Raw genomic sequence first — 13,940 nt, forward strand, 5'->3', positions numbered from 1 at the left:
CGCAGCGTAATCCGGGACTCTTGGCATCATCCAACAATCCCGGATTATGCTTCGCTCCATCCGGGCTACGGGACTGAGCGTGCGGTTACTTCCCCCCCAATCCACCCTTGCCGCCAACCACGACGCCGGCCTTCTTCTCGATCGGCTTGATCGCAGCGGTGAAATCGGACTCGGCGCCTTCCGTGCTGATGACGGTCTCCCACAGGTGCCCGACGGCGTCGGCCACCTCCATCGAGAGGCCGAGTTGCTTCATCTCGTCCAGCGCCAGCCGGACGTCCTTCACCATCAGCCCCGTGGCGAAGCCGAAATCGAACGTGCGCGGCAGCACCGAGCGCGGAAACTTGTCGCGGCTCGCGGTGTTCATGCCCGAGCCTGAATTGATGACGTCGATCATCACGGCAGGGTCGAGCCCAGCCTTCACGCCCATCACCACGGCTTCCGACGTCGCCACGATCGCAGTCGCCGACAGGAAATTGTTGGCGAGCTTCATGGTTTGCGCCGCGCCGGGCTTCTCGCCGATGAAGAACACTTTTCCGATCACGTCGAGTGCGGGCTTGAGCAGTTCGAACTCCGCCTTCGGCCCCGAGACCATCACCGCCAGCGTGCCCTTCTCGGCGCCGCCGACGCCGCCGGAGACGGGGCAGTCGATCTGCACGATGTTGCGTTTGGCCAGGAGGCCGTGAATCTTCGCGGCCATCGCCGAGCCGACGGTGGAGAGGTCGATGAAGCGCTTGGCGCGCTTGCCCTCGATCACGCCGTTCGCCCCAGTCGCGACCTCGAGCGAAGCCTGCAGCGAGGGCAGGCTCGCCATCACGGTCTCGACCTGGTCGGCGACATCCTTTGCCGATGTCGCAGCCGTGGCGCCGCGCGCCACGAGCTTATCGACGACCTCCTTGCGTGTGTCGAACACGACGAGCTTGTGACCGGCCTCGATCAGCCGCCGCGCCATCGGGAAACCCATGTTTCCGAGGCCGATGAATCCGATGTCCATGGTTCTATTTCCTCCCGCCGTCATTGCGAGGAGCGAAGCGACGAAGCAATCCAGGCTGTCTCCGCGGAGGGTTACTGGATTGCCTCGCCTCGCTCGCAATGACGGAGCAAATGCGTTGCGTTTTGTTTGTTGGCCTCACGCCTTCCCGTCGATCTCCGCGAACACCTCGCGCGCGATCCTGAAACTGTCGACGGCGGCGGGCATGCCGCCATAGATCGCGACCTGCATCAGGATCTCGCGGATCTCGTCGCGGCTGACGCCGTTGGTGAGCGCACCCTTGAGATGCGCGCGGAACTCGTGCTGGCGGTTGAGGATCGCGATCATCGCGATGTTGAGCATGCTGCGGGTCTTGCGCGGCAGCTCCTCGCGGCCCCACACCGTGCCCCAGCAATATTCGTTGAGCATTTCCTGGAACGGACGGTTGAAATCGTCGACGTTCTTCAGGGCGTTGTTGACATAGGCTTCCCCCAGCACCGCTTTGCGGACTTCCAGGCCCTTGTCGTGCATCTTCTTGTCCATGGCGTTCCTTTTTTCCCTCAGGTGGCGGCGCGGAAATTACGGGGTTGCTGCGGACCAGTCACGTCCTCGTGTTATGCGGGAAAAGGGGGCGCTCCCGTACAGGAACGGATGCCTCAGTGCTGCCGTTGTGGTACGCTTCTCTCCACCGGGCAACCTGGAGAGCTGATTGAACGGCGTCACCCCCGACCCGTCAGACCCGATCCGCGACGGCGACGCTCTGTCGCGGCTCAAGCTGGCGCAGGCCCTCGATCGGGCCATCTATGCCATCGCGTGGGAGCGTGCCTGGCCGAATTTGGCGCGGCTGCTGACCGTGATCGGCCTATTCCTGGTGGCGTCCTGGGCTGGCCTCTGGCTGGCACTGCCGTTCCTCGCCCGCGCCATAGGCTTGGTCATTTTCGCCGGCGCTGCGATTGCCGCGTTGTTCCCGCTGGTTCGTTTCCGCTGGCCGAGCCGTGAAGAGGCTCTGGGCCGGCTCGACCGTGGCTCCGGCATCCGCCACCGCCCGGCGACAGCGCTCACGGACACGCTGACCTCGCAGGACCCCGTCGCGCAGGCGCTGTGGCAGGCGCAGCGCGAGCGCACGCTGGCCTCGCTCAAGCGCATCCGTGCCGGTCTGCCGCACCCGAGGCTCCCCTTGCATGATCCCTGGGCGTTGCGCGCGCTGGTCATGGTGATGCTGGTTGCGACCTACTTCGCGGCCGGCGACGAGCGCGCGATGCGGCTCGGGGCCGCCTTCGACTGGAACGGTGTGCTGGCCCCGACCAATGTTCGCGTCGATGCCTGGGTCACCCCGCCGATCTACACCGGCAAGCCGCCCATCATCCTGTCGGCCGCCAACAAGGAGGCCGCGGCGCTGCCCGCGAGCGGCCCGCTCGCCGTGCCGGCCGGCTCGACCCTGATCGTGCGCTCCTCCGGCGGCAGTCTCGATGTCGCCGTCTCCGGCGGCCTCAAGGAGGTCGCCCCCACGGAGGCCACGCCCAAGGGTACCAACGAAAAGCACTTCGCCATCGCCGGCGACGGCACCGCGCATGTCCGCGCGCCCTCCGGCCAGCCGCAATGGGCCTTCACGGCGACACCGGACCGCCCGCCGACGATCGCGCTCGCCAAAGATCCGGAGCGCCAAGCCTACGGCGCGCTGCAGCTCTCCTACAAGATCGAGGATGATTACGGCGTCACCGGTGCCGAGGCGCAATTCGTCCTGCGTCCCTCCGACGCTCAAGACGCCGACACCAAGAACGCCGACGCCAAGAACGCTGACACCAAGAACGCTGACACCAAGAACGCTGACACCAAGGCCGCGCGGCCGCTGTACCAGCCGCCGCAATTCGCGCTCACCTTGCCGAACGCGCGCACCCGCAACGGCGTCGGCCAGATGGTGAAGGACCTCAGCGAGGATCCCTATTCCGGCGCGGACGTCACGCTGACGCTCACGGCCAAGGACGAGGCCGGCAACGAGGCGAAAAGCGAGCCCTTCAACATGCGCCTGCCGGGGCGGCTGTTCACCAAGCCGCTCGCCCGCGCGCTGATCGAGCAGCGCCGCATCCTTGCGCTCGACGCCAACAAGAACTCCGATGTCTACGCCGCGCTGGACGCGCTGATGATCGCGCCCGAGATGTTCACGCCGGAGGCCGGGCAATATCTCGGCCTCCACAGCGTCGCGCGCCAGCTCGAGGCGGCGCGCACCGACGATTCCCTGCGCGAGGTCGTGGCCAGCCTGTGGGCGCTGGCGGTGACGATCGAGGACGGCAATATCAGCGACGTCGACAAGGCGCTGCGGGCAGCCCAGGACGCGCTCAAGCAGGCGCTTCAGCGTGGCGCCAGCGACGAAGAGCTCAAGAAGCTCATGGACAATCTGAAGACCGCTCTCGACAATTACATGCGCCAGTTCGCGCAGCAGATGCGCAACAATCCGCTGGCGCGTCCGGCCATAGGCCTCGACGACCAGATGAAGCGGATCGAGCGGCTGATCCAGCGCGGCAATCGTGACGCCGCCGCGCGCGAGCTGGATCGTCTGGCGCGTTTGCTGGAACGCCCGCCCGGCCCGCCCAGCGCCGAGCAGCGAGAGATGGACGAGATCGCGCGCGAACTGAACGATCTGCTTCGCGAGCAGAACGCACTGCGCGACGAAACCGACCGCCAAAGCAAGGACTCCAAGCGCGGTCAGCGCGGCACCAAGCCGCTGCCGCCCAAGGTCGCGGAGATCCTGCGCAAGTCGAGAGAGCTGCGGCAGAAGACCCGCGGCGCGACCACCGAACAGCTCGACGATCTGGCGAGGCAGCAGGAGTCCCTGCGTGAAGAGCTCAGGACCTGGCGTGAATCCCAGGGAGGTAGATAGCTGATGAAGCCCACCTCGATTTTGCGAAACGGAAAGGCTGCGCGGGGAGGGCTTTCGACCGCCGCTCTCGTGCTCGCGCTCTCCTGTTGGACGGCTTCGACCTGCCTCGCCCAGTCACGCGACCAGCAGAGTCTCGATGCGCTGCTCGACAGCGCCGACAAGTCGATGAAGCAGTCCGCCGACAGCCTGAAGGAAAAGAACTCGGACCAGAGCATCGGCCAGCAGTCCAAGGCGATCAGGGATATGGAGAAATATCTCTATCCCGATCCGAACGATCCTTCGGCCTCGCGCGAGGGATCGGATATCCAGGACCGGCAGGAGCAGTTGAAGAAGCGGCTCGAGGCCCTGAAGAAGAAGCTCGCCGAGATGGGCCTGCCGCAGGACGGCCAAAAGGGCCAGCGCGGTCAGAAGCAGCAGGGGCAGCAGGGACAGCAGGGACAGCAGGGCCAACAAGGTCAGCCGGGTGACGGCGATCAGGACGGCGAAGACGGTTTCGATGCCGCCGAAAACGCCATGGGCGATGCCGGCAGTCAGATCGGCGAAGGCGATGCGGATGGCGCGACGACGTCGCAGGGCAAGGCCATCGACGGCTTGCGCAAGGGCATGCAGGACCTGGCTGACTCCATGGGCGGGCAGCAGAACGGCGAAGGCTCGGAGCCCGGCGATGGCGAAGGTCCCGGCCAGGCCGTCGGCCGCCAGTCGGGCAACGGCGAACGGACCGATCCGCTCGGCCGGCCGCTCCGCGGCAAGGACTATAGCGACGATTTCACGGTCAAGATTCCCGGCGAGATCGACGCCCAGCGCGCGCGCCGCATCCTTGAAGAGCTCCGCCGGCGCCTGAGCGATCCCGCCCGTCCGCAGATCGAGCTCGACTATCTCGAGCGGCTGCTGAAGGATTTTTGACGGCACGCTCGCTGCCGACACCACATTCGGTGTCATCGCCCGCGTAGGCGGGCGATCCAGTATTCCAGAGACCGGCGTTAGAGAGCTCGCTCTCGCCATATCCGCTGCCGCGTACTGGATGCCCCGCCTTCGCGGGGCATGACGGCGGAATGTGTGGCTGCCGCTAGCCCTTCTTCGCCGCCAGCGCGTCCGCCACCGCGGTGCGGATGTCGGCGACCGAGAACGGTTTGGTCACGACGTCATGTACCAGCGCGTTCAGGTTCGACGCGCGCTCGCGCTGGTCGGCAAATCCGGTCATCAGCAGGATCGTCAGATCGGGGAAATCGCGCGCGGCGGACAGCGCCAGCGCGATGCCGTCCATCACGGGCATCTGGATGTCGGTGAGCAGGAGGTCGAACGCGCCGTCCTCGCGGGTCAGGATCTCCAGTGCCTCGGCGCCGTCCTGCGCCGTCACGGTCTCGTGGCCGTCCATGGCGATGGCGCGCGCCACCAGCTGGCGCATCGAATCCTCGTCGTCGGCGATCAGAACTTTTGGCATCAGACCAACCCTTGGGGCCAACCTCCCGCGCGGACCCTGCGCGCCTGATTATACGCTGCCACCGGCAATGTCGCGCCGGTTGAAGAAACGGACGTCGATATTGCGGCCCTCCGCCGGCGGCGAGGCCAGGCGCGAGCGGAAGAAGGCGCGCTCCCCGGGCTGCAGCACGGTCTGCTCCAGCACGGTGTTCCAGGCGTAGATCTCGGCGCCCTGCGCATCGCGCACCGCAAAGCGCAGGCGCGGGATATCGAGCGGCTTCTTGCCCTGACCCACGATCACGCCCTCGATCACCAGCACCTGTTTACCGTCCACGGACTCGCTGGAAAGCTTGACGTCCTTGAAAGCCAGTCCGCGCAAATTCACGTCGAGCCCGACCAACTTGTAGAAGGCGGCCGTCTGCGGCAGCAGGCGCACCACGTCGCCGCGCCACATGATCAGGGCCAGCACCAGCGCGGCCATGGCGGCGCAGGCGGTCGGCAGGCCGAAATAGGATTTTCGTGGCGCTACAGTGGGGACCGGACGCTTCACCCGTGCCCCGCGGCGGCTGAACAGGCCACGGAACCAGGACTGGTGCTGGGCGCCGGCGGCATCCTCCTCGGCGGCCCGGGCTGCGGCTGTCCATTCGTCCTCGATCTCCTTGGCGCCCTCGTCCGGCCAGTCGCTGGCGATCGAAGGGCTGTCGACCACAGGCGCGTCGGCGGAGTTGTCGTCCTTGGCGTAGGAGTTCCACTGATCGGCGAGGTCGGACTGGTCGTCGGCCTGGCTGGCCGCGGCCATGGCCGGAACGGAGGCCTCCTCGATGGCATCCTCGGCATAGGCGACCCAGGTCTCCTTGCAGCGGGAGCAGCGGACCGTCCGTCCGTTCGCCCCGAGGCTGGCAAGCTTGATGGCGTAGGATGTCGTACAATGGGGGCAGACGATATGCATGGACACGGGCCTTGATGCACGGACTGGTCTTGACGATGCCCCGGTCGCGGAGAGCCGGGCACCCCAAATGCTACAGGGCGACCGTTAACGAACCGGAAACCATAACGGCCGCACAACCCCTTGATCGCGTGCGGCGAAACCTCGCCGGCCGCGCGGCGCCACCTCTCGAACGGAGCTGAGCTTGGTTCGGTTCGAAAATGTCGGATTGCGTTACGGTCTGGGGCCGGAGGTCCTGCGCGACCTCAGCTTCCAGATCCCGGCGCATTCGTTCCAGTTCCTCACCGGCCCGTCCGGCGCCGGCAAGACGTCGCTGCTGCGCCTGTTGTTCCTGTCGCACCGGCCGACGCGCGGCCTCGTCAATCTGTTCGGCCACGACGTCTCGCAGCTCAGCAAGGACGAGATCGCCGACCTGCGCAAGCGCATCGGCATCGTGCTGCAGGATTTCCGCCTGCTCGACCACATGACGACCTATGAGAACGTGGCGCTGCCGTTCCGCGTCATGGGCCGCAGCGAGTCGAGCTACCGCAAGGAGGTCATCGACCTCCTGCGCTGGGTCGGGCTCGGCGACCGCATGGACGCGCTGCCGCCGATCCTGTCCGGCGGCGAGAAGCAGCGCGCCGCGATCGCGCGCGCGGTGATCTCGCGACCTCAATTGTTGCTTGCGGACGAGCCGACCGGCAGCGTCGACCCGACACTCGGCCGCCGCCTGCTGCGGCTCTTCATCGAGCTCAACAAGTCGGGCACCGCCGTCATCATCGCCACCCACGACATCGCCCTGATGGACCAGTACGAGGCGCGACGCTTCGTGCTGCATCAGGGCCGGCTGCACGTCTATGAGTAAGACCGACGAGCGCGGCGTTCTGGTCGACCTCGGACAGGAGCGTCCGCCGCTTCCTGCCAAGGCGCGCAATTTGTCGCCGATCGTGCCGCGCGCCTCGATCCACGGCCGCGCGCTGGTCGCCGTCGTCGCCATCATGACGTTCCTGGCTTCGATGACCACCGGCACGGTGCTGCTGGTGAGTGCGTCCGCCGCGGAATGGCAGTCCGACGTCGCAAGCGAAATCACCATCCAGGTTCGCCCGCAAGCGGGGCGCGATCTCGATCGCGACACCGCGGCGGTGACCGAAGCGATGCGCGCGCAGCCCGGCATCGTCGAGGTCAAGCCGTTCTCGAAGGATGAAAGCGGCAAGCTGCTCGAGCCCTGGCTCGGCACCGGCCTGTCGATGGACGACCTGCCGGTTCCGCGCATGATCATCGCGCGCGTCCAGCCCGGCACGGCGCTCGATCTCGGCGCCTTGCGCGCGCGCGTGACGCAAGTGGCGCCGGGCGCCAGCGTCGACGATCACCGCGCCTGGATCGAGCGGATGCGCTCGATGACCAACGCCACCGTGCTCGCCGGCATCGGCATCCTCGCGCTTGTCATCGTCGCGACCATCATCTCGGTCTCGTTCGCGACCCGCGGCGCGATGGCGGCGAACCGCCCGATCGTCGAGGTGCTGCATTTCGTCGGCGCCGGCGACCGCTACATCGCCAACCACTTCCTGCGCCATTTCCTCCGCCTCGGGCTCGAGGGCGGCGTGATCGGCGGCGGCGTGGCCATGCTGTTGTTCGGCTTCTCCGAGTCGATCGCCGGCTGGTTTTCGGGGACCCCGGTTGGTGATCAGTTCGCAGCTCTGCTCGGCACCTTCTCGCTGCGGCCGTCCGGCTACATCGTGCTCGCGGTGCAGGCGGTGCTGATCGGCGCCATCACCGCCGTCGCCTCGCGCCAGACGCTGTTCGCGACACTGAACGATGTGGATTGAAGTTTCTTCTCCTCTCCCCGCTTGCGGGGAGAGGCCGGAATTCGCGCTGAAAGCGCGGATTCCGGGTGAGGGGGACTCTCCGCGAGTCCAACTGCTACCGTCCTCGCGGAGACTCCCCCTCACCCCAACCCTCTCCCTGCAAGCGGGGCGAGGGAGCGCACCACCTGCGCGGACAGAGTTGTGGTTCGTTGCGTTCGTAGAGCCCGGTAAACCGGACTCCACTTCGCCTCAAAACGTCCTAAAATCATCCGGGGAAGGGATCACCGACATCACATGACCGCGCCGACCGACGATCGATCGCCGAAACTGCCGCGCGGCTGGCTGCGCGCGGTCGTGGTGTCGACGATCGCGCTGGCCTTCGTCGGCGCGGCGGCGGGCTTCATCGCGTTCCTGTCGCAATTGCGCGGTGCCGAGATCGCCCCTAGCCGCAAGGCCGATGGCATCGTGGTCCTGACCGGCGGCTCCTCGCGGGTCTCGGACGCCATGGAGTTGCTCGCCGCCGGCTACGGCAAGCGGCTGCTGATATCAGGCGTGCACCCGACCTCGACGGCGAGCGACATCTCCCGCACCCTGCCGGAGAACCAGTCCTTCATGACCTGCTGCGTCGACCTCGACCGCACCGCGCTCACGACCCGCGGCAACGCGGCGGAGGCGCGGCGCTGGGCCGAGGGGCGCGGCTTCAAGTCGCTGATCGTGGTCACTTCGAACTATCACATGCCGCGCGCGCTCGTGGAATTCTCGCATGCGATGCCGGAGACGATTCTGATCCCGTTCGCGGTGGTCGGTGACAAATGGCGCGAGGAGCCCTGGTGGACCTCGGCGTCCACCTTGCGGCTGCTCCTGTCCGAATATGTCAAGTATATCGCGGCCGAACTCAGGGTGCGGCTGGAGGATTTCGGGATTGACCTTTCGCCCGAGATGTCGGAGCAGCCTGCAGGCCTGACGCCGAAGCGGCCCGCGACGGCACAGGTCAATTGAACGGCAATTGAACGGACCGTCGATGTTTTTGATCTTCCTGCGCTCGCTCGTGTTCAACGTGCTGTTCTACACCGTGCTGGTGGTCCTCGCGATCGTGGCGCTGCCGACCTTCGCCTTGCCGCCGCGTGCCATGCTGACCGTTGCCGAATGGTGGGCGAAGGCGACGCTGTTCCTGATGCGCGTGGTCTGCAACATCAAGGTGGAATTCCGCGGCGTCGAGAAAATCCCGCAGGGACCGTTGGTGATCGTCGCAAAACACCAGTCGTTCTGGGAGACCTTTGTGCTGCCGGGCTTCTTCAATCGCCCGATCTTCATCCTCAAGCGCCAGCTCATGCAGATTCCGGTGTTCGGCCAGTTCCTGGTCAAGACCGGGATGATCGCGATCGATCGCAATGCCGGCGTGAAGGCGCTGCTGGACATGACGCGCCGCGCGCGCGAGGCGGTGCGCAGCGGAAAGCAGCTCGTGATCTTTCCGGAAGGCACGCGCCGCGCGCCGGGCGCGCCGCCGGACTACAAGACCGGCTTTGCGCAGATCTATTCGTCCTGCGGTGTGCAGTGCCTGCCGATCGCGCTCAACTCCGGCCTGTTCTGGCCGCGCCGCACCTTCATGCGCTATCCCGGCACGCTGGTGGTGGAGTTCCTCGATCCGCTGCCGCCGGGCCTGCCGAAGGACGAGTTTCTCTCCCGCGTGCAAGCCGCCATTGAGGAGGCGACCGCGCGCCTCGTCGACGCGGGCCGCAAGGAGCAGGAGCAACTGATCGGCAGCGCGCCGAGCTACGCGCCGTCGGAGAGCTAGCGGTTCTCTTGATCTTCCACGGGAGGCAGTGCGTGCGCATCACCATGCAGCATGGTCGCAAGCTGATGCAGCTGCGTGTCGCGAAATCCTTCGGCCTCGATCGCCTTCACCGTCGCCGTGACGTAGTCGCGGTTGGCGCCGGACTGGCCATGGCCCTGGATCACGTGGCGGTGCTGGTCGGCGAGCGACAGCCTCCCGGCATATTGGACATGACCGCGGTCGACGACATAGGCGAGGGCGGAGACGCGCTCGCGCGCATCGTTCTCCAGCCACACCGAGCGCATCACCTCGCGATAGACCGAGGTGACCTGTTCGCGCGCGCGCAGATAGGCGACGACGTCGGCGCGGTTCTTCTCCGTGACGCGGAAGGCGATGCCGCGACAGGCGCCGCCGCGGTCGAGCCCGAGCACCAGGCCCGGCTTCTCCGGCGTGCCCCGATGCACGAAGGAATAGACACAGAGCGCGCGATGCTCGCCGACGAGCCGCGCCGGGACGCGTTCTGCGAATTCGAAGCCCGGCCGCCACATCAGCGAGCCATAGCCGAACACCCAGAGGTCGCCCTTGGCTGTAGTGACGGAGGGGAGGGTGATTTCGGACATTTCGGGCACGGCTAGAGCATGATCCGGAAAAGTGTGAAGCGGTTTTCCGAAAAGATCATGCTCAAACAAGGAGCTAAAGCGCGAGGCGATTTTCCAAATCGCGTCGCGCTTTAGCAGAACCGGGCCCCCAAGCGAAGCGAATTCTCCGCCCTTGATGTGAGGCCGGCCTCGCTTACATTTGCCAAAATCTGGCGTCAAAGGGTCGCCGCATGTCCGATATGACCGTTGCCGCAGGCCGGCGCTCCCGTTGGGGCCTTTTCATCGCTCCCGTTCTTGTCCTGATCCTCGCCGTGGCGTGGAGCTGCTTCTGGTTCTATGCCGCTTCGCAGGCCGAGGTGGCCGCCGACGCCTGGCGCGCGCAGGAGGCCAAGTCCGGCCGCATTTACGATTGCGCCAAGCGCTCGATCGCGGGCTTCCCGTTCCGCTTCGAGGTCCAGTGTTCCGGCGCCAGCGTCGCCCTGGTGTCGCAGAACGCCAGCAAGACGCCGTTCACGGCCAAGCTCGACAACATCCTGGTCGTTGCGCAGGTCTACGATCCCAAGCTCGTCATTGCCGAATTCTCCGCGCCGGCGACGCTGATCGACGGCGTCACGCAAAACACCTTCGTGGTGAACTGGAGCAAGGGGCGCAGCAGCGTGGTCGGCCTGCCGGCCGTGCCGGACCGCGCCTCCATCGTGTTCGACGATCCCAGCCTCAACCGCCTCGACGGCAGCGTGCAGGTGCCGCTCGCGCGCGCCAAGCAGATCGAGTTGCATGGCCGCCTCGCAGAGGGATCGAAGTCCGATCATCCCGTGATCGAGACCGTGCTCCACCTCGCGCAAGGCAGCATCCAGGGCGTTCATCCCCTGCTCGCCGAGCCGTTCGAGGCCGACACGCGCGCCAAGATCACGGGTCTCTCCGACCTCACGCCAAAGCCCTGGCCGCAGCGTTTCCGCGAGATCCAGGCCGCGGGCGGTCACATCGAGATCGTGCAGTCGCGCATCCAGCAGGGCGAGATGATCGCGGTCGCGGCCGGCACGCTCGGCCTGTCGGCCAATGGCCGACTCGACGGTGAATTGCAGATGACGGTGACGGGCCTCGAGCGCGTGATCCCGGTGCTCGGCATCGAGAAGATGCTGGAGGAGGGCGTGCCGCAGGCAACGCTCGACCGCGTCGCGCCCGGCGTGAAGTCGCAGGACCTCAACAATCTCTTCGGCGCGCTCGACCGCGCCGTGCCCGGCCTCGGCAAGGTCATCAAGCAGAACGCCAATGCCGGCATTGCCGCCGGCATCAACTCGATCGGCACCGAGAGCACACTGGAAGGCAAGAAGGCGAGAAGTTTTCCGCTGAAGTTCGTCGACGGTGCCGTGCTGCTCGGGCCCGTCAAGGTCGGCCAGATCCCGCCGCTGTATTGACTCTTTCTCGTAGCCCGGATGGAGCGAAGCGAAATCCGGGGCGGCGTTAGCGGGATCCAAGAATCCCGGATTACGCTGCGCTCCATCCGGGCTACGCAGCTTTGTCCGGGCTACATCACCGCTTACGGCTTCTTGCCGAGCTGCCCATGCTGGCGGCCGAAGTCCGCGGCGGCCGAATCCTGGCCGATCTCGACGATGCCGCGGCGGATGGCGCGGGTGCGGGTGAAGTGGTCGAACAGCGCTTCGCCATCGCCGCGACGGATCGCGCGGGTGAGCTTTGCCAGATCCTCGGTGAAGGTGCCGAGCATCTCCAGTACGGCCTCCTTGTTGGCGAGGAACACGTCGCGCCACATCGTCGGATCGGACGCCGCGATGCGGGTGAAGTCGCGGAAACCGCCGGCGGAGAATTTGATGACTTCGGACTCAGTCACTTGCGCCAGCTCATCGGCGGTGCCGACGATCGTGTAGGCGATGAGATGCGGCAGATGGCTGGTGATGGCGAGCACGAGATCATGATGATCCGGCGTCATGATCTCGACCTTGGCGCCCATCGCCGCCCAGAACGCGCGCAGGCGATCGGTGGCCGCGGCATCGACGCCTTCCGGCGGCGTCAGGATGCACCAGCGGTTGATGAAGAGCTCGGCGAAGCCGGAATCGGGGCCCGAATGCTCGGTGCCCGCGACCGGATGCGCCGGCACGAAGTGGATGTTTTTCGGCAGGTGCGGCGCCATGTCCCTGACGATCGCGCCCTTCACGGAGCCGACGTCGGAAACGATCGCGCCGGGCTTGAGATGCGGCGCGATCTCCTGCGCCACCGGCCCGCAGGCGCCGACGGGAATGCAGAGGATGACGAGATCGGCGTCCTTCACCGCTTCCGCATTGGTCGCCACGACCTGGTCGACGATGCCGAGCTCGATCACGCGCGTGCGCGTCTTCTCCGAGCGGGCGGTGGTAACGATCTCGCCGGCCAGGCCCTGGAGCTTCGCAGCGCGCGCGATCGACCCGCCGATCAGGCCGAAGCCGATCAGCGCGACGCGCTGGAAGTGCGGGTTCGCGCTCATTTGCCGGCCATGAAGTCGCGCAAGCCGTCGACGACGAGGCGGTTGGCCTCCTCGGTGCCGATGGTCATGCGCAGGGCATGATGCAGGCCGTAATTCTTCAGCGCGCGCAGCACGAGGCCGCGCTTGGTGAGATAGGCGTCGGCCGCATCCGAGGTCTTGCCGGTTTCCGGGAAGTGGATCAGCACGAAGTTCGCGACGCCCGGCGTCACCTTCAGCCCGAGCTTGGTGATCTCCTCGGCCAGCCAGTTGCGCCAGGTCTCGGTGAACTGCTTCGACATCGCCTGGTGCGCGGTGTCCTCGATCGCGGCAACGGCGGCGTACATCGCCGGCGTCGACACGTTGAAGGGACCGCGGATGCGGTTGACGGCGTCGATGACGTGCTCGGGGCCGAACATCCAGCCGATGCGCAGCGCGGCGAGGCCGTGGATCTTGGAGAAGGTGTGCGTCACCACGGTATTCTCGGTGGTGGCGACCAGCTCGATCCCCATTTCATAGTCGTTGCGGGAAACGTAGTCGGAATAAGCGGCGTCGAGCACCAGCAGCACGTGCGAGGGCAGGCCGGCGCGCAGGCGCTTGACCTCGTCGAACGGGATGTAGGTGCCGGTCGGATTGTTGGGGTTGGCGAGCCAGACCAGCTTCGTCTTCGGCGTCACCGCCTTGAGGATGGCGTCGACGTTGCAGGTGAGGTTGGTCTCCTGCGCGATCACGTTCTTGGCGCCGACCGCCATGGTCGCGATCGGGTAGACCAGGAAGCCATGCGTGGTCGAGATCGCCTCGTCGCCATGGCCGAGATAGGTGTGGGCGAGCAGATTGAGGATCTCGTCCGAGCCGGCGCCGCAGATGATGCGGTTGGGGTCGAGACCGAAGCTGCGGCCGATCGCTTCGCGCAGCACGCGTGAGGTGCCTTCCGGATAGTCCTCGAGGTGGTCAGCGACCTTCTTGAACGCCTCGATCGCCTTGGGCGAGGGCCCGAACGGCGTCTCGTTGGCCGAGAGCTTGAACACCTTGCGGCCGGGCTCCGGCACCGGGGTCTTGCCGGGCGTGTAGGGCGCAATATCGAGAATGCCGGGATTCGGCATGGGGCGGGACATCTTCAA

At 66.3% G+C, this 13,940-nt stretch carries 14 protein-coding genes; 7 read left to right on the forward strand and 7 right to left on the reverse strand.

From position 1 onward, the window contains the following. Window positions 1-85: 85 nt before the first annotated feature. Window positions 86-991, reverse strand: a complete 906-nt coding sequence (locus tag VGR99_RS03050; protein ID WP_326896820.1) for an NAD(P)-dependent oxidoreductase — start codon at window positions 989-991, stop codon at window positions 86-88. A 135-nt stretch (window positions 992-1,126) separates the two neighbouring features. Then, window positions 1,127-1,510, reverse strand: coding sequence for a carboxymuconolactone decarboxylase family protein (locus VGR99_RS03055; protein WP_014491654.1), 384 nt, complete (start codon window positions 1,508-1,510; stop codon window positions 1,127-1,129). A gap of 166 nt (window positions 1,511-1,676) precedes the next feature. On the opposite strand from VGR99_RS03055, the gene VGR99_RS03060 reads away from it, so the two are divergent. Then, window positions 1,677-3,845 carry a TIGR02302 family protein gene (locus tag VGR99_RS03060; RefSeq protein WP_326896821.1) on the forward strand — a complete coding sequence of 723 codons (2,169 nt, stop codon included), beginning with the start codon at window positions 1,677-1,679 and terminating at the stop codon, window positions 3,843-3,845. A 3-nt stretch (window positions 3,846-3,848) separates the two neighbouring features. Then, a complete protein-coding gene (locus VGR99_RS03065; RefSeq protein WP_326896822.1) occupies window positions 3,849-4,748 on the forward strand; it encodes a DUF4175 family protein in 900 nt (299 codons plus the stop codon). Between the two features lie 163 nt (window positions 4,749-4,911). Here the strand turns inward: VGR99_RS03065 and VGR99_RS03070 are convergent, their stop codons facing one another. Then, window positions 4,912-5,286 carry a response regulator gene (locus tag VGR99_RS03070; RefSeq protein ID WP_128954176.1) on the reverse strand — a complete coding sequence of 125 codons (375 nt, stop codon included), beginning with the start codon at window positions 5,284-5,286 and terminating at the stop codon, window positions 4,912-4,914. Between the two features lie 48 nt (window positions 5,287-5,334). Further along, the gene (locus VGR99_RS03075) at window positions 5,335-6,213 is read right to left on the reverse strand and encodes an MJ0042-type zinc finger domain-containing protein (protein WP_326896823.1); all 879 of its coding nucleotides are present in this window, start codon (window positions 6,211-6,213) and stop codon (window positions 5,335-5,337) included. Between the two features lie 181 nt (window positions 6,214-6,394). On the opposite strand from VGR99_RS03075, the gene ftsE reads away from it, so the two are divergent. The 4 genes from ftsE (at window position 6,395) to VGR99_RS03095 (ending at window position 9,789) form a co-directional block, all read left to right on the forward strand. Beyond that, window positions 6,395-7,054, forward strand: a complete 660-nt coding sequence (gene ftsE, locus VGR99_RS03080) for a cell division ATP-binding protein FtsE (protein WP_326896824.1) — start codon at window positions 6,395-6,397, stop codon at window positions 7,052-7,054. After that, the gene (locus VGR99_RS03085; RefSeq protein ID WP_326896825.1) at window positions 7,047-8,015 is read left to right on the forward strand and encodes an ABC transporter permease; all 969 of its coding nucleotides are present in this window, start codon (window positions 7,047-7,049) and stop codon (window positions 8,013-8,015) included. Before ftsE ends, VGR99_RS03085 begins: the two co-directional genes overlap by 8 nt. Window positions 8,016-8,288: 273 nt before the next feature. Then, the gene (locus tag VGR99_RS03090; protein WP_326896826.1) at window positions 8,289-8,993 is read left to right on the forward strand and encodes a YdcF family protein; all 705 of its coding nucleotides are present in this window, start codon (window positions 8,289-8,291) and stop codon (window positions 8,991-8,993) included. 22 nt (window positions 8,994-9,015) lie between these two features. Continuing rightward, on the forward strand, window positions 9,016-9,789 hold the full coding sequence (locus tag VGR99_RS03095; RefSeq protein ID WP_326896827.1) for a lysophospholipid acyltransferase family protein: 774 nt from the start codon (window positions 9,016-9,018) through the stop codon (window positions 9,787-9,789). Here VGR99_RS03095 and VGR99_RS03100 read toward each other — a convergent pair. After that, window positions 9,786-10,388 (reverse strand): gamma-glutamylcyclotransferase, encoded by a 603-nt coding sequence (locus VGR99_RS03100; RefSeq protein WP_326896828.1) that lies wholly within the window; start codon window positions 10,386-10,388, stop codon window positions 9,786-9,788. The genes VGR99_RS03095 and VGR99_RS03100 overlap by 4 nt on opposite strands. Before the next feature lie 209 nt (window positions 10,389-10,597). Between VGR99_RS03100 and VGR99_RS03105 the strand changes: the two genes are divergently transcribed. After that, the gene (locus tag VGR99_RS03105; RefSeq protein WP_326896829.1) at window positions 10,598-11,782 is read left to right on the forward strand and encodes a DUF2125 domain-containing protein; all 1,185 of its coding nucleotides are present in this window, start codon (window positions 10,598-10,600) and stop codon (window positions 11,780-11,782) included. Between the two features lie 122 nt (window positions 11,783-11,904). Here VGR99_RS03105 and VGR99_RS03110 read toward each other — a convergent pair whose 3' ends face one another. Beyond that, a complete protein-coding gene (locus VGR99_RS03110) occupies window positions 11,905-12,843 on the reverse strand; it encodes a prephenate/arogenate dehydrogenase family protein (protein WP_326896830.1) in 939 nt (312 codons plus the stop codon). Continuing rightward, window positions 12,840-13,934: a histidinol-phosphate transaminase gene (locus VGR99_RS03115; RefSeq protein ID WP_326896831.1), complete on the reverse strand. Its 1,095-nt coding sequence runs from the start codon at window positions 13,932-13,934 to the stop codon at window positions 12,840-12,842. The genes VGR99_RS03110 and VGR99_RS03115 overlap by 4 nt, the downstream gene beginning before the upstream one ends. Window positions 13,935-13,940: the final 6 nt, after the last annotated feature.

Source organism: Bradyrhizobium sp. (assembly GCF_035935975.1).
Taxonomy (GTDB): Bacteria; Pseudomonadota; Alphaproteobacteria; order Rhizobiales; family Xanthobacteraceae; genus Bradyrhizobium.